The sequence below is a fragment of the Vibrio sp. BS-M-Sm-2 genome, from assembly GCF_041504345.1.
GTDB classification, from domain to species: domain Bacteria; phylum Pseudomonadota; class Gammaproteobacteria; order Enterobacterales; family Vibrionaceae; genus Vibrio; species Vibrio satsumensis.
The window spans coordinates 1,356,496-1,381,098 of sequence record NZ_CP167894.1; the positions used below are offsets into that span (position 1 = coordinate 1,356,496).

Here is a 24,603-nt window from a genome sequence, read left to right on the forward strand (position 1 = left end):
GATTTAACTGGAAGGATGTATCTATGGTAGATCAAGAGCAGAACTCACAGGGTCTGTATACTCCTGAATTGGAGCATGACGCTTGTGGTATCGGTTTTGTTGCGCATCTAAAGAATCGCAAATCTCATGATGTAGTAACTCAAGCACTCGATATGCTTGCACGTATGGAACACCGTGGCGGCCAAGGCTGCGATCCGTGTTCTGGTGATGGTGCAGGTATCCTGCTACAGAAGCCGCACGAATTCTTACTAGAAGAAGCCGTAAAGCTTGGAATTAAGCTGCCATCTTTTGAAAAATATGGTGTTGGTGTTGTACTTTTCCCTAAAGATGAACACAAACGTGCACAGTGTCGTGACATTCTAGAACGCAATGCACAACGCCTTGAATTAGAAGTTATCGGTTACCGTGAACTTCCAACTGACAATTCAATGATTGGTGCTGACCCACTAAGCACTGAACCTCAATTTGAACACGTATTTATTTCTGGCGGCCCTGGTATCACACCAGAAGAGCTTGAGCGTAAACTGTATGTTCTACGTAACTACACAGTTCGTGTATGCCTAGAAAGCGTTTCAAATATCGGTGATGACTTCTACATCAACTCTATGTCTTACAAGACATTGGTGTACAAAGGTCAGCTAACAACTGAACAAGTTCCTCAGTACTTCCTAGACCTGCAAAATCCAACCATGGTGACAGCTCTAGCACTGGTACACTCTCGCTTCTCTACCAATACATTCCCACGTTGGCGTCTAGCTCAGCCTTTCCGTTACATCGCGCATAATGGCGAAATCAATACGGTTCGCGGCAACCTGAACTGGATGAAAGCACGTGAAGCGATCCTTGAATCGGATCTGTTTACACAAGCTGAAATCGACATGCTACTGCCTATCTGTCAGGAAGGTAGTTCGGATTCATCAAACTTCGATATGGCGCTTGAGCTACTTGTTCTTTCAGGTCGTACTCTGCCACACGCGTTGATGATGATGATCCCGGAAGCATGGCAAGAAAACAAAAACATGGATCCAACTCGTCGCGCGTTCTACCAGTACCACGCGAACGTTATGGAACCATGGGATGGCCCAGCATCTGTATGTTTCACCGATGGTGTTCAAGTAGGTGCAACACTTGACCGTAACGGTCTGCGTCCTTCTCGCTACACAGTGACAAAAGACGACTTCCTAGTAATGGCGTCTGAGTCTGGTGTTGTTGAGATCGCACCTGAAAACGTTGAGTACCGTGGTCGTCTTCAGCCAGGTCGTATTTTTGTTGCTGACCTTGAGCAAGGCCGCATCATTTCTGATGAAGAAGTGAAAGACAGCATTGCTAAAGCACAACCTTACGAAAAGTGGGTTGAAGAGAACCTTCTGAGCCTGAAAAAGCTACCAGATGCGAGCAACGAATTTAGCCAACCTTCTCCAGAGAAACTTCTCCACAAACAGCAATCGTTTGGCGTGAGCTCTGAAGAAGTAAACGAAATTATTCTACCTCTTGCGAAAACAGGCTACGAGCCACTTTCTGCAATGGGGGCTGACTGGCCGCTAGCGATTCTTTCTCACCAATCGCAGCACCTTTCAAACTACTTCAAACAGTTGTTTGCACAAGTAACTAACCCGCCGATCGACCCGATTCGTGAGCGTATGGTTATGTCTCTGAACACTTACCTAGGTAAGGATCAGAACTTACTTGCTGAAACACCTGAGCACTGTCAAAAAGTAGAACTTGAATCTCCAGTCCTGTCTAACTCTGAGTTAGAAAAACTGCGTGCAATCGATAACGAGCACCTTCAAGCGAAGACGCTGGATATCGTATTCCAAGCAAATGGCGACCAAGGTAAGTTAGAGCGCGCACTTAAGCGTATCTGCCAATATGCAGAAGACGCCGTGATTGATGGCTACTCTATCATCCTACTGACTGACCGTGCGGTTAACTCTAACCACGCCGCTATTCCAGCAATGCTGGCGGTTGGCGCGGTTCACCACCACCTAATCCGTAAAGGCCTACGTGCTAAGTGTGACATCGTTGTTGAAACAGGTGATGCTCGTGAAACACACCACTTTGCAACGCTTATCGGTTACGGTGCAAACGCAGTTAACCCATACTTAGTTATTGAAACGATTGTTGAACTGCAACGTACGAAGAAGCTAGATCCAAACGTACACCCACGTGAGTTATTCGATAACTACCGTAAAGGTGTTAACGGCGGTCTACTTAAGATCTTCTCTAAGATGGGGATCTCTACGCTGCAGTCTTACCACGGTGCACAAATCTTTGAAGCACTTGGTGTTAGCAAATCAGTGGTTGAAAAATACTTCACAGGTACGGTTTCTCGTATCCAAGGTCTAACGATCGACGATATCGCGCGAGAAGTACTGGTTCGTCACCGTGTTGGTTACCCAGCTCGTGAAATCCCAGCTCAGATCCTTGATGTTGGTGGTGTTTACCAGTGGAAACAACGTGGTGAGAAACACTTATTCAACCCAGAAACGATTTCTCTACTTCAAGAGTCGACGCGTAACAAAGATTACGGTCAGTTCAAGAAGTACGCAAAAGCAGTCGATGATCAAGGCGACAACGCAGCAACGCTACGTAGCCAACTTGATTTCATCAAGAACCCTGCAGGCTCTATTCCTCTAGCAGAAGTAGAACCAATCGAGAACATCCTTAAGCGTTTCGCTACAGGCGCAATGAGCTTTGGTTCAATCTCGCATGAGGCTCACTCAACACTGGCTGTTGCAATGAACCGCATTGGCGCGAAATCAAACTCAGGTGAAGGTGGTGAAGATCCAGCACGTTTCGAACGTAAAGAAAACGGTGACTGGGAACGTTCAGCTATCAAACAGGTCGCTTCTGGTCGCTTTGGTGTAACGTCTTACTACCTATCTAACGCTGATGAGCTGCAAATCAAGATGGCTCAAGGTGCGAAACCTGGTGAGGGTGGTCAATTACCTGGTGATAAGGTTGATGACTGGATCGGTGCAACGCGTCACTCGACTCCGGGCGTAGGTCTTATCTCGCCACCGCCACACCACGATATCTACTCAATCGAAGATTTGGCTCAGCTGATCTACGATCTGAAAAACGCGAACCGTAACGGCCGTGTCAACGTGAAGCTAGTATCGGAAGCTGGCGTAGGTACGATTGCATCGGGTGTAGCAAAAGCGAAAGCTGACGTAGTACTTATCGCAGGTTTTGATGGTGGTACTGGTGCATCTCCGATGTCTTCTATCCGTCACACTGGTTTGCCTTGGGAGCTTGGTCTAGCGGAAACGCACCAAACACTACTGAAAAATGGCCTACGTAACCGTATCGTTGTTCAGTCTGATGGTCAGATGAAAACACCACGTGACCTTGCAGTAGCAACACTACTTGGTGCGGAAGAATGGGGCGTAGCAACAGCAGCATTGGTTGTTGAAGGCTGTATCATGATGCGTAAGTGTCACAAGAATACATGTCCTGTTGGTATCGCAACACAGAATAAGACTCTACGTGAGCGTTTCGACGGCCGCGTAGAAGACGTAGTGACTTTCTTCCAATACATGGCTGAAGGCCTACGTGAAGTAATGGCTGAACTTGGCTTCCGCTCTATCGATGAGATGGTGGGTCAATCGCACAAACTTAAAGTTCGTGACGACATCGGCCACTGGAAGTACAAGAACCTAGATCTAACACCTGTACTGCACATTGAGCAGGCTCGTGAAGAAGATGGTATCTACAACCAGACACAACAAAACCACAACCTTGAAGATGTTCTAGACCGTAAGTTGATTCAAGCTGCGATTCCTGCACTTGAGAAAGGTGAAGCCGTGAATGCGACCTTCCCTATCATCAACACGGACCGCTCTGCGGGTACCATGCTGTCGAACGAAATCTCGAAGGTTTACAAAGACCAAGGTTTACCACAACCAATGAACGTTAAGTTCCACGGTAGTGCTGGCCAATCTTTCGGTGCATTCCTTGCGAAAGGCGTTAAGTTCGAAGTAGAAGGCGACGCGAACGATTACTGGGGTAAAGGTCTGTCTGGCGGTACTTTGGTACTGTACCCAGATGCGAAATCTTCTATCGTTGCTGAAGATAACATCGTGGTTGGTAACGTATGTTTCTACGGTGCGACCTCAGGTGAATCTTTCATTCGCGGTATGGCTGGCGAACGTTTCTGTGTTCGTAACTCAGGCGCGAAGGTTGTTGTTGAAGGCGTTGGTGACCACGGTTGTGAATACATGACTGGCGGTGTTGCTATTATCCTTGGCTCAACGGGTCGTAACTTTGCTGCGGGTATGAGTGGTGGTGTCGCTTATGTTTGGGATAAAGCGGGCGACTTCGAAACCAAGCTTAACTCTGAACTTGTAGACCTAGATCCAATTGAACAAGAAGATAAAGATCTTCTACTAGATATGCTAACCAAGCACGTTGAATTCACAGGAAGTGAAGTTGCTCAGTCTTTCCTCGACAACTTTGAAGCAAGTGTTGCATCACTAATTAAAGTCATGCCACGCGACTACAAAGCAGTTCTTGAGAAGCGTAAAGCTGAAGCACAACAAGCACAAACGGAAGAAGTGGAGGCAGTATAATGGGTAAGCCTACTGGATTTTTAGAACACGGTCGTGAGCTTCCAAAGAAGCTCGACCCGTCAGTTCGTATCGAAGACAACAAAGAGTTCGTACTTAACGAAGAGTTTGGTGACAAGATCAATACTCAAGCATCTCGTTGTATGGACTGTGGCGTACCTTTCTGTCACAGCGGTTGTCCGATTGGTAACATAATCCCAGAATTCAATGACGCGGTTTACCGTGACAGCTGGGAAGAGGCTTGGAACATCCTAAGCTCAACCAATAACTTCCCTGAATTTACAGGTCGTGTGTGTCCTTCTCCTTGTGAGAGTGCTTGTGTACTAGGTATCAACCAAGACCCAATCACTATCTGTAATATCGAGAAAACAATTGTAGAAACTGCGTACCGTGAAGGGTACGCAAAACCTAAAACACCTCGTTCTCGCACGGGTAAAACAGTAGCTGTTATCGGTTCAGGTCCTGCTGGCCTGGCCGCTGCTGAGCAACTAAACAGTGCAGGTCACTCAGTGACTGTATTTGAACGTGACGAGAAAGTTGGCGGCCTACTGCGTTTCGGTATCCCAGATTTCAAACTGGGTATGGACGTGATTGATCGTAAGATCAACCTAATGGCTGAAGCGGGCGTTGAATTTAAAGTGAACCAGCACATCGGTGTTGATGTTAATGCTCAGCAACTACGTCAAGAGTTTGATGTAGTCTTGCTAACAGGTGGTTCTACGGTTCCGCGTGACCTACCAATTCCAGGTCGTGAGCTAAAAGGCGTTCATTTTGCGATGGAATTCCTTGGTCAAAACAACCGTCGTGCCAACGACCTAGACCTGAAAACAGAAGAGATTTACGCTCAAGATAAACACATTGTGGTTATCGGTGGTGGTGATACGGGTTCTGACTGTGTGGGTACATCAAACCGTCATAAAGCAGCAAGCATTACTCAGGTAGAGATCATGCCGATCCCACCAGAGAAACGCCCTGCAAATATGCCTTGGCCTCAATACCCAATGATCATGAAAACAACGACTTCTCACGAAGAAGGTTGTGAACGCCACTGGAACATCTTAACCAAAGAGTTCATCGGTAACGAGCAAGGTCAAGTGACGGGTCTACGTATTGCTGACATCGTTTGGCAAGATGCGAAACCAGGTGAGCGCCCAAGCTTTGAAGAAGTGGCGAACACAGAACGTGTTATCCCTTGTGATATGGCATTCCTAGCGATGGGTTTCTTACACCCAGAGCCAACAGGTGTGCTAGCTCAACTAGACATTAAACTGGACGAGCGCGGTAACGTCGCTTCTGAAGGTTACGCAACTAACCAGAAAGGCGTTTTCGCTGCTGGTGATATGCGTACAGGTCAGTCTCTAGTGGTACGTTGTATTAATGAAGGTCGTGAATGTGCAATTGCTATTGATGACTTCTTAATGGGTAACTCAAACTTAGAAGCGAAAGCTGATTCACTCATGCTTTCCGCATAATATTTCTCGGGCTAGCGTCAATGACGTTAGCCTAGAGGAAAAGTAACACCCTTCCTAACTTTTATATTTGGCTAGCACTCGATGCTAGCCTTTTTTCTATCTGGCCTTCGGCGTTTTCAAAAACACCCTGTTGTATATGTTAAATATCATTAACATTCATCTTGCATATCTCATTGATATCCATCGACTATTTTAGATTATTAAGTGGCTAATCGCGTTTATGCATGATAATTAACCATGAACTTGACCTTAAACACAATTAGCTATACGTTGTAAAGCTGATGAAAATAAAATCAATCGGTTTTGTTAACACAACCAATAACGTTTTAACTGGCTAAAGCAAACTATCAGTTTATAAAAAACAACAAGTACATGAATAGTTAGTCATTTACTGTCTGGATGACAGAGAAGCAAAAGGGAGAATTGCAATGGCTCTATATGATCCTAGTCTTGAAAAAGACAACTGTGGATTTGGTTTAATAGCGCAAATGGAAGGCCAACCTAGTCATAAGTTGGTAAGAACTGCTATTTCAGCCCTAGATCGCATGACACACCGTGGTGGTATCGCTGCGGATGGTAAAACCGGAGATGGCTGTGGCTTATTACTGCAGAAGCCAGACTCTTACCTCAGAATTATCGCAGAAGAGAATAACTTCAACCTCGGCAAGCAATACGCTGTCGGCATGATTTTCTTCAGCCAAGACCCAATAAAAGCGCAATCCACGCAAGACATCGTCAATAAAGAGCTCGCTCAAGAGACACTCACCGTCGCAGGTTGGCGTGTCGTGCCGACTAACACCGACGTATTAGGTCCAATCGCAAAAGACTCAGTGCCCAACATTCAACAAGTCTTTATCTCAGCACCTGCAGGCTGGCGTGAGCGTGATATCGAACGTCGCCTATACATTGCTCGTCGCAGAATTGAAAAGCAGATCACCGAAGACAAAGATTTCTATATTTGTAGCCTTTCAACACAAGTAATGGTCTACAAAGGTCTGTGTATGCCGGCCGATCTTCCGCGATTTTACCTCGATCTTGCAGACTTACGTATGGAATCTGCAATATGTCTTTTCCACCAGCGTTTCTCAACTAACACACAACCGCGCTGGCCACTGGCTCAACCATTCCGCTATTTGGCGCACAACGGTGAGATCAATACCATTGAAGGTAACCGCCAATGGGCAAAGGCTCGTGCCTATAAATTCTCTTCACCACTGCTGCCGGATTTACAAACCGCAGCGCCCTTTGTGAATGAGACAGGCTCAGACTCTTCAAGCCTAGATAACATGCTCGACCTGTTCCTTGCCGGTGGTATGGATGTGTTCCGAGCAATGCGTATGCTTGTTCCGCCCGCTTGGCAAAACCACCCAGACATGGACCCAGATCTACGTGCCTTCTACGATTTCAACTCCAAGCACATGGAACCGTGGGATGGCCCTGCTGGCATCGTACTTTCAGATGGTCGTTACGCCGCATGTAACCTCGATAGAAATGGCCTACGCCCGGCGCGTTATGTGATTACTAAAGACAACCTAATCACGCTGGCATCTGAGGTCGGTATCTGGAATTACGCACCGGATGAAGTTGCAGAAAAAGGCCGTGTTGGTCCAGGTGAATTGCTGGTGATCGATACTCGCCGCGGCAAGCTATGGCAATCTAATGAGATCGACAATGACCTCAAAGGCCGCCACCCATATAAAGAGTGGATGGAAAAGAACGTTCACAAGTTAACGCCATTTTCTGCGCTGCAAGATGACCAAGTCGGTAAGCGTAGCTTTGACGATGACACGCTCAAGACCTACCAAAAACAGTTTGCGATGAGCAACGAGGAGTCAGACCAAGTACTGCGTGTGCTTGGTGACATGGGGCAAGAAGCGGTAGGTTCGATGGGCGATGATACGCCGATGGCTGTGCTCTCTTCAAAAGAGCGTCTGGTTACTGATTACTTCCGCCAGAAGTTTGCACAGGTCACCAACCCACCAATTGATCCACTGCGTGAAAAACACGTGATGTCTTTGGCGACCAGTATTGGTAAAGAGATGAATGTGTTCTGTGAGACAGACGGTCACGCCTATCGTGTCACGTTTGATTCACCAGTACTGCTTTACTCAGACATGCAGCAGCTTCTGCAGTTAAGTCAAAAACATTACCGTCATGTTATTCTCAGCATGCACTACGCCCCTAACCATCAAGACCTTGAACAAGCAATCAAAGCAGTATGTGATAGCGCCGAACAAGAAGTCCGTGAAGGCGCGGTTTTAGTTGTGCTGTCGGATAAAGGGTTAGAGAAAGGCAAACTACCAATCCCTGCAGCCATGTTGGTTGGTGCGGTGCAAACAAGACTTGCTGATACCAATCTGCGTTGCGATGCCAACATCGTGGTTGAGACAGCAACTGCTCGTGACCCACACCAATTCGCAGTGCTACTTGGCTTCGGTGCGACCGCGGTTTACCCATACCTGGCTTATGAAGCATTAGGTAAAATGTTAGATGATGGCTCTTTAGATAAAGACTATCGCACCGCGATGCAGAACTACCAAAACGGCATCAACAAAGGTCTGTATAAGATCATGTCGAAGATGGGTATTTCTACGATTGCTTCATATCGCTGTTCGCAGCTTTTCGAAGCCGTTGGCCTACATTCTGACGTTGTTGAACTATGTTTCCGCGGAGTTACTACACGAATCCAAGGCGCAAGCTTTAGCGATTTCCAACAAGATATTTATAACTTATCTCGCAAAGCGTGGACCAAACGTAAGCCAATCGAGCACGGTGGTTTACTGAAATACGTGCATGGCGGCGAATACCACGCCTATAACCCAGATGTGGTCGGCACACTGCAAACCGCAGTTAAAACTGGCGAAACGTCGGATTACCTATCTTTTGCGAAACAGGTAAATGCTCGCCCTGCCGCGATGCTGCGTGACTTAATGAGCCTTAAAAAAGCCGATAATCCACTAACACTTGAGCAAGTAGAGCCGAGTAGCGATCTCTTTAAGCGCTTTGACTCGGCAGCGATGTCGATTGGTGCTCTGAGCCCAGAAGCTCATGAAGCGCTGGCCATGGCGATGAATCGCTTAGGTGGTTACTCAAACTCTGGTGAAGGCGGTGAAGATCCACGACGCTTTGGTACCGACCGTAACTCACGCATCAAACAGATTGCCTCTGGTCGTTTTGGTGTAACGCCACATTACTTAACCAATGCGGATGTTCTGCAAATCAAGGTCGCACAAGGCGCGAAGCCCGGAGAAGGTGGTCAACTGCCAGGTCATAAGGTGACGGCAGAAATCGCCAAACTGAGATACTCAGTTCAAGGTGTCACTCTGATTTCCCCTCCTCCACACCACGATATTTACTCTATCGAGGATCTAGCGCAGCTGATTTTCGACCTTAAGCAAGTTAACCCTAATGCCTTGGTTTCAGTGAAGTTAGTATCCGAACCGGGTGTTGGTACTATCGCGACAGGTGTAGCAAAAGCCTATGCCGATCTAATCACTATTTCTGGCTACGATGGCGGTACCGCAGCGAGCCCACTGACCTCAGTAAAATACGCAGGCTGTCCTTGGGAACTAGGGCTAGCAGAAACCCAGCAAGCATTGGTTGCTAACGGGCTTCGTCATAAGATCCGTCTGCAAGTCGATGGTGGTCTGAAAACCGGTCTTGATGTGATTAAAGGTGCGATTTTAGGCGCTGAAAGCTTTGGTTTTGGTACCGCACCAATGGTCGCAATGGGTTGTAAGTTCTTACGAATTTGTCATCTCAACAACTGTGCAACGGGTGTCGCGACTCAAGATGAAACATTGCGCCGCGAATACTTCAAAGGCCTGCCAGATATGGTGGTGAACTACTTTACGGGCCTAGCCGATGAAGTTCGCCAATACCTTGCAGAGCTTGGTGTAGAAAAACTCACCGACTTGATTGGCCGTACTGATTTACTTGAAGCCGTTCAAGGTCTCACAGCGAAACAGAGCAAACTCGATCTATCTTCAATACTCGAAGCTCCAGTCTCTCCGGAAGGTCACCCGCTGTTTTGGACCGAGCCAAACGCACCATTTGATAAGGCTCAGCTCAACCAGCAGATCCTTGATGATGCACTCAATGCGATTGAGAAACGTCAATCCACCAGCCTTTACTACAACGTGATTAATACAGACCGTTCGATAGGCGCACGTATCTCTGGCGAAATTGCTAAGCGATATGGCAACCAAGGCATGGCTGGTTCACCAATCAAATTGTATCTCGATGGTACTGCAGGCCAATCTTTTGCGGTTTGGAACGCAGGCGGCGTTGAGCTGTACCTAACAGGCGATGCCAATGACTATGTTGGTAAAGGCATGGCTGGTGGTAAGGTGGTTATCAAGCCTCACCAAGGCACCGCATTTACTTGTAACGAAGCAACCATCATAGGCAACACTTGCCTGTATGGCGCAACCGGAGGCAAGCTATTTGCCGCAGGTACTGCTGGTGAACGATTTGGCGTACGTAACTCTGGTACCGTCGCTGTGATTGAAGGCGCAGGTGATAACGCTTGTGAGTATATGACAGGCGGTATTGTGGCCATCCTTGGCGCAACTGGAGTGAACTTCGGCGCAGGTATGACGGGTGGCTTCGCTTATGTGATGGATAAGAACGAAGACTTCCAAGGCCGAGTGAACAACGAGTCGGTCGAGGCACTTTCTCTGTCTGACTTATTTATCCACCAAGAACATCTGCGTGGCTTAATTGCAGAGCACTTAGAAGAGACGGGCTCAGTACACGCTGAAGCTATTCTGGCGAACTTTGATGAATGGATTCCGAAGTTCTACCTTGTGAAGCCAAAAACGGCAGACCTGAACACCTTGCTCGGCCACCAAAGCCGCAGCTCAGCTGAACTTCGTGTTCAAGCGCAATAATTGGAAGGAGCCAATAATGAGCCAGAATGTATACCAATTTATTGATGTGAATCGCGTAGACCCAGCGAAAAAACCAATCAAGATACGTAAGATTGAGTTTGTAGAGATCTACGAACCTTTCACTAAACAGCAAGCGAAAGCGCAAGCAGACCGTTGTTTAGACTGTGGTAACCCATACTGTGAATGGAAATGTCCAGTTCATAACTACATCCCTCAGTGGCTTAAGCTTGCCAATGAAGGGCGCATTATCGAAGCCGCTGAATTGTCTCACCAAACCAACAGCCTGCCTGAGGTTTGCGGACGAGTGTGTCCTCAGGACCGACTGTGTGAGGGCTCTTGTACCCTCAATGACGATTTCGGTGCGGTCACCATCGGTAATATTGAAAAGTACATTACCGACAAAGCCTTTGAAATGGGTTGGAAGCCAGACATGTCTCACGTTGAGTGGACTGATAAAAAGGTCGCTATCATCGGTGCAGGGCCAGCAGGTCTAGCGGCGGCTGATATCCTAGTTCGTAATGGCGTGAAAGCTGTTGTGTTTGATCGTTATCCAGAGATCGGTGGCCTACTGACGTTTGGTATCCCATCGTTCAAGCTTGAGAAAGGCATCATGGAAAATCGCCGCCGCATCTTTAGCGAGATGGGCGTTGAGTTTCAAATGAATACCGAAGTTGGCAAAGATGTACAACTTCAGCAATTGGTCGATGATTACGATGCTGTATTCCTAGGTGTCGGTACCTATAAAAACATGCGTGCAGGTTTAGACAATGAAGATGCACCAGGCGTTTATGATGCCCTGCCTTTCCTAATCTCTAACACCTACAAGGTAATGGATTTAGATAACCCAACGCCATTCATCGACATGCAAGGCAAAAAAGTGGTCGTGCTTGGTGGTGGTGACACCGCGATGGACTGTGTCCGAACTTCGATTCGTCAACACGCAGCTAACGTTGTTTGTGCTTATCGCCGAGATGAGGCGAACATGCCAGGCTCTCGTCGCGAAGTGAAAAATGCGAAAGAAGAAGGCGTGAAGTTCATGTTTAACCTTCAGCCACTAGCACTGGAAACCGATTCATCAGGTCACGTTACCGGCGTCAAAGTGGTGAAAACAGCCTTGGGTGAACCGGATGATGCAGGACGTCGTCGTCCAGAACCAGTTGAAGGCAGTGAGCATGTTCTTGAGGCTGATGCCGTAATCATGGCATTTGGTTTCCAACCTCATGCAATGGAATGGCTAGAACCTTTTGGTGTAGAACTCGACCAATGGGGGCGTATCAAGGCTCCCGGACAACAAGAATTTCAATATCAAACCACCAACAGCAAGATCTTTGCTGGTGGTGATGCGGTTCGAGGATCTGACTTGGTGGTGACCGCTATCGATGAAGGCCGCAAAGCCGCTGAAGGGATATTAGATTACCTAGAAGTGTGAGTAGGTTTCCTTTATTACTCAGTTCGTTACTATAAAAAAGGATCCAATTATGGATCCTTTTTTAAGTTCGATACGTTTATCACAAGCACAACAAAAAACAGCAAACAAGCCAATTCCGATAACTACAATTAGAATTAAAAACAAGCCATAGGAAACACTATGAAAAAAGCCGCTCTCCTCTCGCTATCACTTTTAACATTAACCGCTTGCAGCCAAGGAATCACGGACATGAAAGACAGAACCTCATCACCTTGTGGTGACAAACCAAATTGCGTATCAACACAAGATGACCGTGAACAACATGCTTTGGCTGCGTACGAACTATCCGATTCAGCAAACCTTGATGCCATTGAGCAAGTAGCTCTAACTTTGCCGGGCGCGAAAACGGCCAACAAAACCGATGATTACCTGCGTGTTGAGTGCACATCACGCATCATGCGCTTTGTCGATGACCTTGAGTTAAAAGTCGATGGAGACAAGCTCATCGTTCGCTCCGAGTCTCGTACGGGCTACTCTGATTTTGGTGTGAACCGTAAACGAGCAGAACAACTTCGTGCTAGCTTGCAAAGCGAAGGTCTAATCAAATAGACAAAGAATACTGGAGTAAATCCACACTATTCGGATGAGAAGTGCTTCTGGGCAGTCGCTCGACGCTTCTTATCCATGCTACAATTTCGCTCTACTGTTTAAATATTTTTAATTAAGAGACTACACATGAAAATCGGCATCATTGGCGCAATGGAGCAAGAAGTTGCGATCCTAAAAGCAGCAATTTCAGACATTACTGAAGTTAATAAAGGCGGTTGTACCTTTTTCTCTGGTCAGCTAAATGGTGTTGACGTTGTTTTGCTTCAATCAGGCATTGGTAAAGTAGCAGCAGCAGTTGGTACTTCAATCCTTCTAAGCGAATACCAACCAGATGTCGTTCTAAACACTGGCTCTGCTGGCGGTTTTGATTCAACACTGAACCTTGGCGACGTGGTTATCTCAACTGAAGTTCGTCACCACGATGCAGACGTTACGGCTTTCGGTTACGAAATTGGTCAAATGGCAGGTCAACCTGCAGCATTCAAAGCTGACGACAAGCTGATGCAAGTTGCTGAACAAGCGCTATCTCAAATGGAAGATAAGCACGCTGTTCGTGGCCTTATCTGTACTGGCGACGCATTTGTATGCACAGCTGAACGCCAAGAGTTCATCCGTAAGCATTTCCCATCAGTGGTTGCTGTAGAGATGGAAGCTTCTGCGATTGCTCAAGCTTGTCACCAATTCCAAGTTCCATTCGTGGTTGTACGTGCAATCTCTGACGTTGCAGACAAAGAATCACCAATGAGCTTCGAAGAGTTCCTGCCGCTAGCAGCACAAAGCTCTTCTGAAATGGTTATCAAAATGGTTGCCCTACTAAAGTAAGCGACTAGACATGCAAACACTGTTTGATCAGGTATTTGCTAATGGCGTGCTCCTTGTAATGTGGGGAGCACTGCTTTTTCATTTAATTTTACCTATTCCTCATGCCGCACACCCGACGACCTTATGGCATAAGTTTGCTGAGCTTTTAGCAAGCAAGGTTAATAACAACCAAAACTATTCCCAAAGCTTAATCTCGGGCACGTTAGCCTGGGGGTTAATGGTACTGCCAACTCTGGTTATTCTGTTGGCCTTGCAACCTTTGGTTTGGCAATCTCAACTGTTTGAGTTAGCACTGTTATTACTCGCGATTGATTGGCGTAATAATGAAAAGCTGGCTAATCAGTTGATCAAAGCACTTGGTCGAGAAGATAAAGCCGCCGCTCGTCAGTTACTGGCTCCAATTGTCAATCGTCAGACCGAATCACTTTCATCACTTGGCCTAGGCAAAGCCGCCACAGAAACCATCATCATGGGTTACGCTCGTAACGTAGTTTGTGTGCTGTTCTGGTACGCCGTCGGTGGTGGTATCGCCGCTTTGATGTATCGCCTGATTGTCGAGTTAGCTCGAGCTTGGTCACCAAGCCGTAAGCAGTTCTCTCCTTTTGGCTCAACGGCAATCAAGATCGTCGCTATCCTAGAATTTATACCCATGCGCTTATTTGCCTTGATGATCGTCTGTGGTGATAAAGCGTCTCATACATTTAAGATGATGCTTGTTCAAAGTCGCTCTTGGCCTCTACCCGGCCCGGCATGGTTAATTACAGCCGTAGGGAACAAGCTGGAGTTATCATTGGGTGGCCCTGCCATTTATGACAACACCAAAGCCATTCGAGCAAAATTAGGCGGCAGAATCGCCCCATCAGCACTGCATTTATCTCAGGTTCAAAAGCTACTTTTTGGTCGCATCGCTATCTGGATATTCTTACAAAGCCTAACCTTACTCATTATTCACCAAGGGATTTAAAGTGAAACCCTCTCAACTTGTTACACGATACTCTGCCCTCGCATTCACTCTCAGCTTCAGTTTATGGGCACCCACTTCATTTGCGACAGAAGTAGCAACAGCCGAACGTGTTATCAGCCTCGCTCCTCATGCAACCGAGCTAGCGTACAGCGCAGGCCTAGGTGACAACCTTATTGCGGTGAGTGAACGAAGTGATTACCCACCACAGGCTGATAAGCTTGAGAAGGTGGCAAATTATCAAGGCATCAAGGTTGAGAAAATCATCGCACTGCAGCCAGATCTGATTCTCGCATGGCCTGCAGGTAACCCGCCTAGAGAACTCGCGAAACTAGAGCAGTTTGGTTTCAATATTTACTACTCAAAAACCAAAAGCCTAGACAGCATCGCGACCAATATTGAACAACTCAGCCAATACGCAAGCGACCCGAGTATCGGTGAAAATAATGCCAAGCAATACAAAGAACAGCTCAACGCGTTAAGACTAAAATATAAAGATGCCGAACCGGTAAACTACTTTTATCAGCTTAGTGAAAAGCCGATCATCACTGTGGCTCAAGGGCATTGGCCAAGTGAGGTGTTTGAGTTTTGTGGTGGCCACAATATTTTTGAAGACAGTGCTTCCCCCTATCCGCAAGTTGGTATTGAACAAGTTATATTAAGAAAACCGCAAGTGATCTTCACTTCTCAGCACGCGATTGAGAATGGAACCATGTGGCAAACATGGGAAGATGAGATCCCAGCAGTTGTTCAAAATCAGATTTGGTCACTCAATTCTGACTGGATTAATCGCCCGACAACGAGAACTTTGAAAGCGATCCAACAAGTGTGCGATTTCTTCGATAGAGCTAGGCAAAATCACTAACTATTTGCTGCGTTTTTTCGTACAATTCGCCACCGACCTGTCCCTATAATTTTAACTATAAGAGCACCAGTATCATGGACTCCATGCTGCTTTATATTATCGATTTATTTGGCACTGCCATCTTTGCTATTTCAGGCGTTTTTGTCGCTGGCCGTCTTAAGATGGACCCCTTTGGCGTAGCCGTTCTAGGCAGTGTAACCGCAATTGGCGGCGGTACTATTCGTGACATGGCATTGGGTGCAACTCCAGTGTTTTGGATCACTGACACCACCTACCTTTGGGTAATCATCATTACCTGCTTGCTGACTATGATCATCGTAAGGCGTCCCAAACGTCTGGCGTGGTGGATACTGCCAGTATGTGATGCAATCGGCCTAGCGGTGTTTGTTGGCATTGGTGTAGAAAAAGCGCTTATCTATCAAGATTCAGCACTAGTGGCCATCATCATGGGTGTCATCACCGGCTGTGGTGGCGGTATTATTCGTGACGTACTTGCCCGTGAAGTACCGATGATCCTACGAAGCGAAGTCTACGCGACCGCTTGTATCATCGGCGGTGCATTCCACACTATGGCTATTCGCATGGGGCACGATTCAGAGACGGCATTTTTAGCCGGTGTATTCTCAACGCTGCTGATCAGGCTTGGGGCTATTCGTTGGCACTTATCACTGCCGACCTTCGCCATCAAATAGACCATTACCAAATATTAAGAAAGGCTCCTCAAAGGAGCCTTTCTTAATTTGAGCTCCCCCAACACAATTATTATGCTCTCGCGTTACACGTGCGAGCATAACTAAAAATACCTAACTTGGTTCAAAGCTTTAGTTTCAAGTCTAGAGAATGGATTGCGTTTCAGGTAAGTTGACACAATCATTCCCAACTTTCATGAATATAACCCAATGCTACTCGAAGGAATCGAAACTCTACTGGTATTGAGTAAAGCAAAGACCATGAGCCGCACAGGCAGTTTGCTTTATATCAGCCAATCAGCGGTCAGCAAACGGATTGCGAATTTAGAAAAGAAGCTAGGTAAAAAGCTCATTGAACCGAGTGGCCGACAGATAAAACTCACGCCGGATGCAATTGCATTAATCGAGAGTATTGGCCCTACATTCAATGAACTTCGTGGTCTTATTTATGAACAGCAAGAGTTGGAAGATACCACTCTCATTACTTTAGATAGCTCTAAGTCGCTGATAGCGGGTTATTTAGGTGAAATGATGGGGCAATTTATCCAACAAGATAAGTACATCACCATTACCACCAACCACACGCCGAGAATCATAGAGCGAGTACAATCTGGCAAGGCGACTTTGGGGTTGTGTGCTGGCTTACTGCCACCGCATCATGGTTTAATGGCATTCCACCTGTTTGATGAGCCGTTTTACATAGTGAGTAAGTCACCGCTAACGGAGCTTCCTCCATTGGTGATTACCAACGATATGACCAATCCTGCCAACTCTTATCAGCTCTCTGTATTAGAGAAGTTTGGCATTAAACCCTTGATGGAGATGGATGCTTATACCGCAGCCGCGCAACTTGCACTTGGTGGAACTGGACCAGCCTTAATCCCGCTCTCTATCGTAAAGACGCTCAATATTGAGTCTCAATACCTATTTAGCTTTCAAGAACTAGAAGGCCTTATTCGACCGATTCATATCTGTGTCAGACCAAATAGCTATCAGTCTCCACGAGTTAAAGCACTGATAGAATCCATTGTTGATGCTGTTCCCAAAGCAGTTTAGACGCCATTAGCATCGACATTACGATCACAAGGGGGCGAATCCATTTCTGCCCTTTTGTCACCACTACTTTAGCGCCAAGCTGGGCACCCATAAAGCCGCCGACCGCCATCACTAATCCCAGCTCCCAAATTGGCAAGCCTGCTAAAATAAAGAAGATCAAGGCTGCGATATTCGAAGTGAAGTTAAGTACCTTGGTGCGCGCAGTAGCATCGACTAACGAAAAATGGCCAATAGCAACAAAACAAACTGTGAAGATAGAACCTGTGCCCGGACCAAAGAAACCATCATAGAAACCAACACCGCCGCCAACACATAACGCAAACATCGCCTCAGAGATCTTTTGTTTTCCTTCAGAAGCTCTGGTTTGTGGTGCTAACAGGAAATAGAGCGAGATAGCGATAAGCAGCAGTGGTATCACGCTGGTCAGCAAGCTCGCGTCAATATGCTGCACTAACTCTGCACCAATAGCCGAACCAATAAAGGTACAGAGAATGGCAAGACGCATCTCTTTTATGTTCACGATACCGTTACGCACGAAATACCAACTCGCAGAAAAGCTACCAAATGAGCTTTGGAGTTTATTGGTTGCCAGTGCCTGCGTTGGTGGTACTCCGGCCGCGAGCAATGCCGGTAGAGTCAGTAACCCACCGCCGCCAGCCATTGCATCAATAAAGCCTGCTGCCGTTGCAACAACAAACAAGATAGCCAATATTTCTAGAGTGATTTCCATATACCCATGCCTTAAGTTCTCGTATAGCGACAAGTTACCACCGTGAGCAAACGATCAACAACGAAACACAAGATTCTAACCTATTCCAGATTTTCACCATTTAACTCATATTGGATAACAGACATAAAAAAGCCCACTCCGGAGAGTGGGCTTTGAGCATTTATATCCGCTTAACAGCGATACACTTTAGGCTATTAAGCTTGAGAAGCTTTAACCTGTGCGTGGAGCTCTTGAACTGAAGTTACTGACGTCTTCGCGTCCGCTGTGTGCGCCATACAAGTCGCGAATGCAGCGTTTAGCGTTGTCGTGTAGTTAACTTTCTCAGCCAATGCGCCACGACGAAGAACTTTAGAATCTTCAATCGCTTGACGGCCAGCAGCAGTGTTCACGATGTACGTGTACTCGTTGTTCTTGATACGGTCAAGAATGTGAGGACGACCTTCGTGTACCTTGTTTACTAGACGTGGGTTGATACCCGCTTCACCAAGGATAACCGCTGTACCGTGTGTTGCGTCTAGCTGGTAACCAAGCTTAGATAGCTTAGATGCTAGGTCAACAACACGCTCTTTGTCGCCTTCGCGAACAGAGAGCAATGCACGACCGCCTTCAGGGTAGATGTGACCACAACCCAATTCAGCTTTAGAGTATGCTTCTGCGAATGTCGCGCCAACACCCATAACTTCACCAGTAGAACGCATTTCTGGGCCTAACAGTGGGTCAACACCAGGGAACTTGTTGAATGGAAGTACAACTTCTTTCACTGAGTAGTAAGGTGGGATGATTTCTTTCGTAAAGCCTTGAGACTCTAGAGATTGACCAGCCATTACACGAGCGGCAATCTTAGCGATTGGCGCACCCGTTGCTTTAGATACGAATGGAACCGTACGTGCTGCACGAGGGTTAACCTCAATTAGGTACACTTCATTGTTCTTAACAGCAAACTGCGTGTTCATCAGACCACGAACACCCAACTCAAACGCTAGCTTTTCAACTTGCTCGCGCATTACGTCTTGGATTTCTTGGCTTAGCGTGTATGCAGGAAGAGAACATGCTGAGTCACCTGAGTGAACACCCGCTTGCTCGATGTGCTCCATGATACCGCCGATTACAACGCGCTCACCGTCACAAATCGCATCAACGTCTACTTCAACAGCGTCATCTAGGAAGCTATCAAGTAGTACTGGAGATTCGTTTGATACGCTAACTGCTTCGTTGAAGTAGCGACGTAAATCTTGCTCGTCGTATACGATTTCCATCGCACGACCACCAAGTACGTAAGAAGGACGAACAACAAGTGGGAAGCCGATTTCACGAGATTTCTCTACCGCTTGCTCCATTGTTGTTACTGTTGCGTTTTCTGGCTGAAGTAGGCCTAGGCGGTCTACAGCAACTTGGAAACGCTCACGGTCTTCTGCACGGTCGATTGCGTCAGGGCTAGTACCGATGATTGGTACGCCAGCCGCTTCAAGAGCACGTGCCAGTTTAAGTGGCGTTTGACCACCGTACTGAACGATAACGCCTTTTGGCTTCTCAACACGAGCTATTGCTAGCACGTCTTCTAGAGTTACCGGTTCGAAGTACAGACGGTCAGACGTATCGTAGTCTGTAGAAACTGTCTCAGGGTTACAGTTAACCATGATAGTTTCGTAGCCATCTTCACGTAGCGCTAGTGATGCATGTACACAACAGTAGTCAAATTCAATACCTTGGCCAATACGGTTTGGACCGCCGCCTAGAATCATGATTTTTTCTTTGTCTGTTGGGTTTGCTTCACACTCGTCATCGTAAGATGAGTACATGTAAGCCGTATCTGAAGAGAACTCAGCTGCACACGTATCTACACGCTTGTATACCGGATGGATATCGTACTGGTCACGTAGACGACGGATTTCGCTTTCCGCTACACCTAGAATCTTAGATAGGCGCGCATCAGCAAAACCTTTACGCTTAAGCTTGTTTAGCTCGTCTTTATTTAGACCAGCAAAGCCTTTCGCTTTAAGTTCTTGCTCTAGCTTAACGATATCTTCGATTTGAACTAGGAACCAACGGTCGATTTGCGTCAGGTTGAATACACCGTCTACCGACATACCAGCACGGAATGCGTCAGCGATGTACCAAATACGCTCTGCGCCAGCTTCTTTAAGTTCGTGACGGATAGTCGTTAGAGCATCTGGTGCGTCTAGGTCTACCATTTCGTCAAAACCAGTCGCGCCAACTTCTAGGCCGCGGAGTGCCTTTTGTAGAGATTCTTGTTGGTTACGGCCGATAGCCATAACTTCACCAACAGACTTCATTTGTGTCGTTAGACGGTCGTTAGCACCTGCAAATTTCTCGAAGTTGAAACGAGGAATCTTAGTTACTACGTAGTCGATTGTTGGTTCGAATGATGCTGGCGTTGCGCCACCAGTGATGTCATTCATTAGCTCGTCTAGCGTGAAACCAACAGCCAGTTTCGCTGCAATCTTAGCGATTGGGAAACCTGTTGCTTTAGAAGCTAGTGCTGAAGAGCGAGATACACGTGGGTTCATCTCGATGATAACCATACGGCCATCTTTCGGGTTGATACCAAACTGTACGTTTGAACCACCTGTTTCAACACCAATCTCACGCAGTACTGCTAGAGATGCGTTACGCATTAGTTGGTATTCTTTGTCTGTCAGCGTTTGTGCTGGAGCCACTGTGATTGAGTCACCCGTGTGAATACCCATTGGGTCGAAGTTTTCAATCGCACATACGATGATGCAGTTATCGTTTTTGTCACGAACCACTTCCATCTCGTACTCTTTCCAACCGATAAGTGATTCATCGATAAGAAGTTCGTTTGTTGGAGATAAATCCAAACCACGACGACAGATTTCTTCAAATTCTTCTTTGTTGTAAGCGATACCGCCACCAGTACCACCCATCGTAAACGATGGACGAATGATACAAGGGAAGCCAACCATGTCTAAAACTTTATAAGCTTCTTCCATCGTTTTCGCTGTATCAGCAGTTGGACACTCAAGGCCAATAGCTTTCATTGCTTTATCGAAGCGTGAACGGTCTTCTGCTTTATCGATAGCGTCAGCCGTTGCACCAATCATTTCAACACCGAACTCTTCAAGAACACCGTGCTTTTCTAGGTCTAGAGCACAGTTCAATGCAGTTTGGCCACCCATTGTAGGTAGAACTGCATCAGGCTTCTCTTTAGCGATGATATTACGCACAACTTCCCATTGGATAGGCTCAATGTAAGTTGCATCAGCCATGTCAGGGTCAGTCATGATTGTCGCTGGGTTCGAGTTTACAAGAATAACTCGGTAACCTTCTTCGCGAAGTGCTTTACAAGCTTGAGCACCAGAGTAATCAAACTCACATGCTTGACCGATAACAATCGGGCCAGCACCTAGAATTAGAACACTTTTAATGTCAGTACGTTTTGGCATTATCTACTACTCCGGATTACGCTGTGTGCTGTTTAATTAATTCAATGAAGTGGTCGAATAGCGGTGCCGCATCTTCTGGACCTGGGCTTGCTTCAGGGTGACCTTGGAAGCTGAATGCTGGTTTGTCTGTACGGTGAATACCCTGTAGAGAACCATCAAATAGTGATTTGTGAGTTGCACGCAGTGTCTCTGGAAGGGTTTCTTCGTCAGCAGCAAAGCCGTGGTTTTGCGAAGTAATCATCACAACATCACGATCTAAATCTTTAACCGGGTGGTTTGCACCGTGGTGACCAAACTTCATCTTCACTGTCTTAGCGCCTGACGCAAGAGCAAGAATCTGGTGACCTAGACAGATACCGAAGATTGGCAAGCCTTTTTCTAGGAACACTTTTGTCGCTTCAATTGCGTAAGTACATGGTTCTGGGTCACCAGGGCCATTTGAAAGGAAAACACCGTCTGGGTTCAGAGCTAGTACTTCTTCAGCAGAAGTTTCAGCTGGAACAACCGTTAGGCGGCAACCGCGGTCAACAAGCATTCGTAGGATGTTTCGTTTTGCACCGAAGTCATAAGCAACAACGTGGTATGGCAATTCAGAGTCTGCTTTCGCTTCAGGAAGTCCACCCGTAAGCGTCCACGAACCTTGTTTCCATTGGTACGCTTCTTTTGTTGTAACTTCTTTCGCAAGGTCCATACCTTTCAGGCCAGGGAATTCTTTTGCTTTAGCTAGAGCCAAAGCTTCGTCTAAATTTCCGTCGTTTACTGAAGAGCCAGCTACGATACAACCGTTCTGAGCACCTTTTTCACGAAGAATACGTGTCAGCTTACGAGTATCGATATCAGCGATACCAACAACGTTTTGCGACTTAAGGTAATCAGAAAGGGATTGTTCATTACGGAAGTTAGAAGCGATTAGAGGGAGATCGCGAATCACAAGGCCTTGAGCGTGGATTGAAGAAGATTCTTCGTCTTCGGAATTGGTTCCGGTATTGCCAATGTGAGGGTAAGTAAGAGTAACGATTTGTTGAGAATAGGAAGGATCAGTGAGGATTTCTTGGTACCCCGTCATCGAGGTATTAAAAACGACTTCACCAACTGCAGAACCTACAGCGCCAATGGCTTCACCGTGAAATACTGTCCCATCTTCTAGGACGAGTAGTGCTGACTTCTTCAAGACAACCTCCAGAAATAAAAATGCATTAAAATTGATTTAATTTGCAAATCTACCTTCCTGCAACACCAGAAACTGCGTGTTTATGGAAATTAGACAAATTGGCGGTATTTTAGTGATGTGCGTGATACGTGTCAACATTTAACGTAAAAGAAATTAAACATTTGTAAGGACTAATCCAATTTACACCATCAAAGCTTCAAAAGTTCAACTTTCATGCTCATTTAAACCGAATATTATGATTTTCTAATTTTCACCCCTCATTTTAGCTAAGCATAGAGTAATAAAAATATCAGCAACAAAACGCAAACGATAAATACAAAGAGAAAACATGATAATTTAAAGATCTAAAATAGAAAACACACCAAAGGCAATATAAATAACACTTAAACTAAGGGAAAATGACGATAATAAGAAAGTAAAAAGAGGATCGTAGAAGAGGGATCACTGTAAAAAAGGGACTAAATAAAGAAAGCGCCGGCAGTTGCCAGCGCATAAATATCTATTTACAGATCGTTCAAACCAAGGACGTCAGTCATGGTATAAAAGCCAGCAGGTTTGTCATTTAACCAAACTGCTGCCTTGATTGCACCATTAGCAAAGGTCATTCGATCTGTGGCTTTATGAGTAATTTCGACTCGCTCACCGATATCAGCAAACATAGCGGTATGCTCGCCAATAATGTCGCCAGCTCGAATTGTCGCAAAACCAATCTCATCTTTTGTACGCTCGCCAGTAATGCCTTCACGTGACCACACGGCTACATCGTTTAGCTCATTGCCCATCGCACCAGCAATCGCTTCGCCCATGCCAATCGCAGTACCAGAAGGTGCATCAACTTTATGACGGTGGTGAGCCTCAACGATCTCGACATCACAATAATCGCCCATCACTTTAGCGGCCTTCTCTAGCAGCTTAAATACCAGGTTCACACCGACACTGTAGTTAGGTGCCATTACGATAGGCATCTCTTTTGAAGCTGCATCAATCACCTGCTTCTCTTCTTCAGAGAAACCCGTCGTACCGATGATCAGCTTTTTACCATGACGTTTACAAAGTTCAATATTCGCTAATGTGCTAACAGGTGCAGTAAAATCGACAATCACATCAAACTCTTCGATCGCTTTAGACAAGTCATCCACTAGAGCAACATCAAAACGACCTTCACCGCATAACTCGCCAACATCAACGCCGACCAAAGATGACTCTGGACGCTCTGAACCAGCACCAACACTTGCTTCTGAATTATGATGAGCGGCTTTCACCAAGTTGCGACCCATACGGCCCGCTGCTCCTGCAATTGCAATTCTTACCACTGCGAATATCTCCATTGTTTTGGTTACCGTTGCCACTTATCTCTTGCAGCAACGTTCAATCGATTAATCTCTTTAAACTAACAACAATCTCAAACTCAGGCTAGCAATTACGAAAACTCTTTTATTACTCGCTCTAAAATTGGCACATTCGCTTCAGGGAATGCGTATTGGCTCAATGATTCAAGATCGACCCATTCACCTTGTTGCCCTTCTTTACCATAAGGCTGTTGCTCGAAATCAGTCACAAGGATGAAATCAAACTTAAGCGACTTGTCACTGTAATCAAACTCAAGATGTTCAAACAGAGACTGTTCAGTCACATTGATACCGATTTCTTCATCAAGTTCACGAGTCATCGCCTGTTCAATGGTTTCGCCTACTTCTACTTTACCACCAGGAAATTCCCAGAAACCGCCTTTATGCTTGTCGTCTGGGCGCTTAGTAATAAATACCTGTGACTTATCTTGGTTAAAGATAATTCCAGCTACAATGTGGATTCTTTTCATTGATGGTGTTCCTTTTGTGCCCTTACCGTCATTCCCTACAATGAGGAACGAATTAGATAGGGAATCTGCTCTTTTGTTAGTTCCAAAGGTCCACGACTCGCTCGTCCCTCACTCTC

Annotated in this window: 15 protein-coding genes; 10 read left to right on the forward strand and 5 right to left on the reverse strand. The window is 46.3% G+C overall.

Annotated elements, in window-relative coordinates:
- Positions 1-23 precede the first annotated feature (23 nt).
- From gltB (AB8613_RS06130) to AB8613_RS06175, 10 genes are all read left to right on the forward strand, one after another.
- Entirely contained in the window at positions 24-4,571 is a 4,548-nt protein-coding gene (gltB, locus tag AB8613_RS06130) for a glutamate synthase large subunit (protein WP_123423002.1), read from the forward strand.
- Positions 4,571-6,040, forward strand: coding sequence for a glutamate synthase subunit beta (locus tag AB8613_RS06135; protein WP_285955153.1), 1,470 nt, complete (start codon positions 4,571-4,573; stop codon positions 6,038-6,040). Before gltB (AB8613_RS06130) ends, AB8613_RS06135 begins: the two co-directional genes overlap by 1 nt.
- Positions 6,041-6,468: 428 nt before the next feature.
- Positions 6,469-10,932, forward strand: a complete 4,464-nt coding sequence (gltB, locus tag AB8613_RS06140) for a glutamate synthase large subunit (protein WP_372384656.1) — start codon at positions 6,469-6,471, stop codon at positions 10,930-10,932.
- 16 nt (positions 10,933-10,948) lie between these two features.
- Complete coding sequence (locus tag AB8613_RS06145; protein WP_239717353.1) at positions 10,949-12,361, forward strand: FAD-dependent oxidoreductase; 1,413 nt, start codon at positions 10,949-10,951, stop codon at positions 12,359-12,361.
- 159 nt (positions 12,362-12,520) lie between these two features.
- On the forward strand, positions 12,521-12,949 hold the full coding sequence (locus tag AB8613_RS06150) for a DUF1499 domain-containing protein (RefSeq protein ID WP_171366878.1): 429 nt from the start codon (positions 12,521-12,523) through the stop codon (positions 12,947-12,949).
- A 126-nt stretch (positions 12,950-13,075) separates the two neighbouring features.
- The gene (gene mtnN / locus AB8613_RS06155; RefSeq protein WP_017630246.1) at positions 13,076-13,771 is read left to right on the forward strand and encodes a 5'-methylthioadenosine/S-adenosylhomocysteine nucleosidase; all 696 of its coding nucleotides are present in this window, start codon (positions 13,076-13,078) and stop codon (positions 13,769-13,771) included.
- 10 nt (positions 13,772-13,781) lie between these two features.
- Positions 13,782-14,735 (forward strand): cobalamin biosynthesis family protein, encoded by a 954-nt coding sequence (locus AB8613_RS06160; RefSeq protein WP_372384657.1) that lies wholly within the window; start codon positions 13,782-13,784, stop codon positions 14,733-14,735.
- A gap of 1 nt (position 14,736) precedes the next feature.
- Positions 14,737-15,597: a vitamin B12 ABC transporter substrate-binding protein BtuF gene (gene btuF / locus AB8613_RS06165; protein WP_146490533.1), complete on the forward strand. Its 861-nt coding sequence runs from the start codon at positions 14,737-14,739 to the stop codon at positions 15,595-15,597.
- A 74-nt stretch (positions 15,598-15,671) separates the two neighbouring features.
- Positions 15,672-16,289 (forward strand): TRIC cation channel family protein, encoded by a 618-nt coding sequence (locus AB8613_RS06170; RefSeq protein WP_146490532.1) that lies wholly within the window; start codon positions 15,672-15,674, stop codon positions 16,287-16,289.
- Positions 16,290-16,496: 207 nt separating this feature from the next.
- On the forward strand, positions 16,497-17,342 hold the full coding sequence (locus tag AB8613_RS06175) for a LysR family transcriptional regulator (protein WP_060983044.1): 846 nt from the start codon (positions 16,497-16,499) through the stop codon (positions 17,340-17,342).
- Here the strand turns inward: AB8613_RS06175 and AB8613_RS06180 are convergent.
- The 5 genes from AB8613_RS06180 to mutT all read right to left on the reverse strand — a co-directional run bounded on the left by AB8613_RS06180 (position 17,293) and on the right by mutT (position 24,487).
- Positions 17,293-18,072: a TSUP family transporter gene (locus AB8613_RS06180; protein ID WP_372384658.1), complete on the reverse strand. Its 780-nt coding sequence runs from the start codon at positions 18,070-18,072 to the stop codon at positions 17,293-17,295. The genes AB8613_RS06175 and AB8613_RS06180 overlap by 50 nt on opposite strands.
- A gap of 194 nt (positions 18,073-18,266) precedes the next feature.
- Complete coding sequence (gene carB, locus AB8613_RS06185; protein ID WP_146490531.1) at positions 18,267-21,497, reverse strand: carbamoyl-phosphate synthase large subunit; 3,231 nt, start codon at positions 21,495-21,497, stop codon at positions 18,267-18,269.
- Positions 21,498-21,513: 16 nt separating this feature from the next.
- A complete protein-coding gene (gene carA, locus AB8613_RS06190) occupies positions 21,514-22,668 on the reverse strand; it encodes a glutamine-hydrolyzing carbamoyl-phosphate synthase small subunit (RefSeq protein WP_010434758.1) in 1,155 nt (384 codons plus the stop codon).
- Positions 22,669-23,171: 503 nt separating this feature from the next.
- Positions 23,172-23,996 (reverse strand): 4-hydroxy-tetrahydrodipicolinate reductase, encoded by an 825-nt coding sequence (dapB, locus tag AB8613_RS06195; RefSeq protein WP_026084086.1) that lies wholly within the window; start codon positions 23,994-23,996, stop codon positions 23,172-23,174.
- Positions 23,997-24,088: 92 nt separating this feature from the next.
- On the reverse strand, positions 24,089-24,487 hold the full coding sequence (mutT, locus tag AB8613_RS06200; protein WP_076670693.1) for an 8-oxo-dGTP diphosphatase MutT: 399 nt from the start codon (positions 24,485-24,487) through the stop codon (positions 24,089-24,091).
- Between the last annotated feature and the right edge of the window lie 116 nt (positions 24,488-24,603).

What these genes read in the sequence shown, in the direction of transcription:
- carB (WP_146490531.1), bottom strand. Translation starts at nt 21,497, where the DNA reads ATGCCAAAACGTACTGACATTAAAAGTGTTCTAATTCTAGGTGCTGGC.
- mutT (WP_076670693.1), bottom strand. Translation starts at nt 24,487, where the DNA reads ATGAAAAGAATCCACATTGTAGCTGGAATTATCTTTAACCAAGATAAG.
- AB8613_RS06145 (WP_239717353.1), top strand. Translation starts at nt 10,949, where the DNA reads ATGAGCCAGAATGTATACCAATTTATTGATGTGAATCGCGTAGACCCA.
- AB8613_RS06150 (WP_171366878.1), top strand. Translation starts at nt 12,521, where the DNA reads ATGAAAAAAGCCGCTCTCCTCTCGCTATCACTTTTAACATTAACCGCT.
- dapB (WP_026084086.1), bottom strand. Translation starts at nt 23,996, where the DNA reads ATGGAGATATTCGCAGTGGTAAGAATTGCAATTGCAGGAGCAGCGGGC.
- AB8613_RS06175 (WP_060983044.1), top strand. Translation starts at nt 16,497, where the DNA reads ATGCTACTCGAAGGAATCGAAACTCTACTGGTATTGAGTAAAGCAAAG.
- AB8613_RS06180 (WP_372384658.1), bottom strand. Translation starts at nt 18,072, where the DNA reads ATGGAAATCACTCTAGAAATATTGGCTATCTTGTTTGTTGTTGCAACG.
- AB8613_RS06160 (WP_372384657.1), top strand. Translation starts at nt 13,782, where the DNA reads ATGCAAACACTGTTTGATCAGGTATTTGCTAATGGCGTGCTCCTTGTA.
- gltB (WP_123423002.1), top strand. Translation starts at nt 24, where the DNA reads ATGGTAGATCAAGAGCAGAACTCACAGGGTCTGTATACTCCTGAATTG.
- AB8613_RS06170 (WP_146490532.1), top strand. Translation starts at nt 15,672, where the DNA reads ATGGACTCCATGCTGCTTTATATTATCGATTTATTTGGCACTGCCATC.
- gltB (WP_372384656.1), top strand. Translation starts at nt 6,469, where the DNA reads ATGGCTCTATATGATCCTAGTCTTGAAAAAGACAACTGTGGATTTGGT.
- AB8613_RS06135 (WP_285955153.1), top strand. Translation starts at nt 4,571, where the DNA reads ATGGGTAAGCCTACTGGATTTTTAGAACACGGTCGTGAGCTTCCAAAG.
- mtnN (WP_017630246.1), top strand. Translation starts at nt 13,076, where the DNA reads ATGAAAATCGGCATCATTGGCGCAATGGAGCAAGAAGTTGCGATCCTA.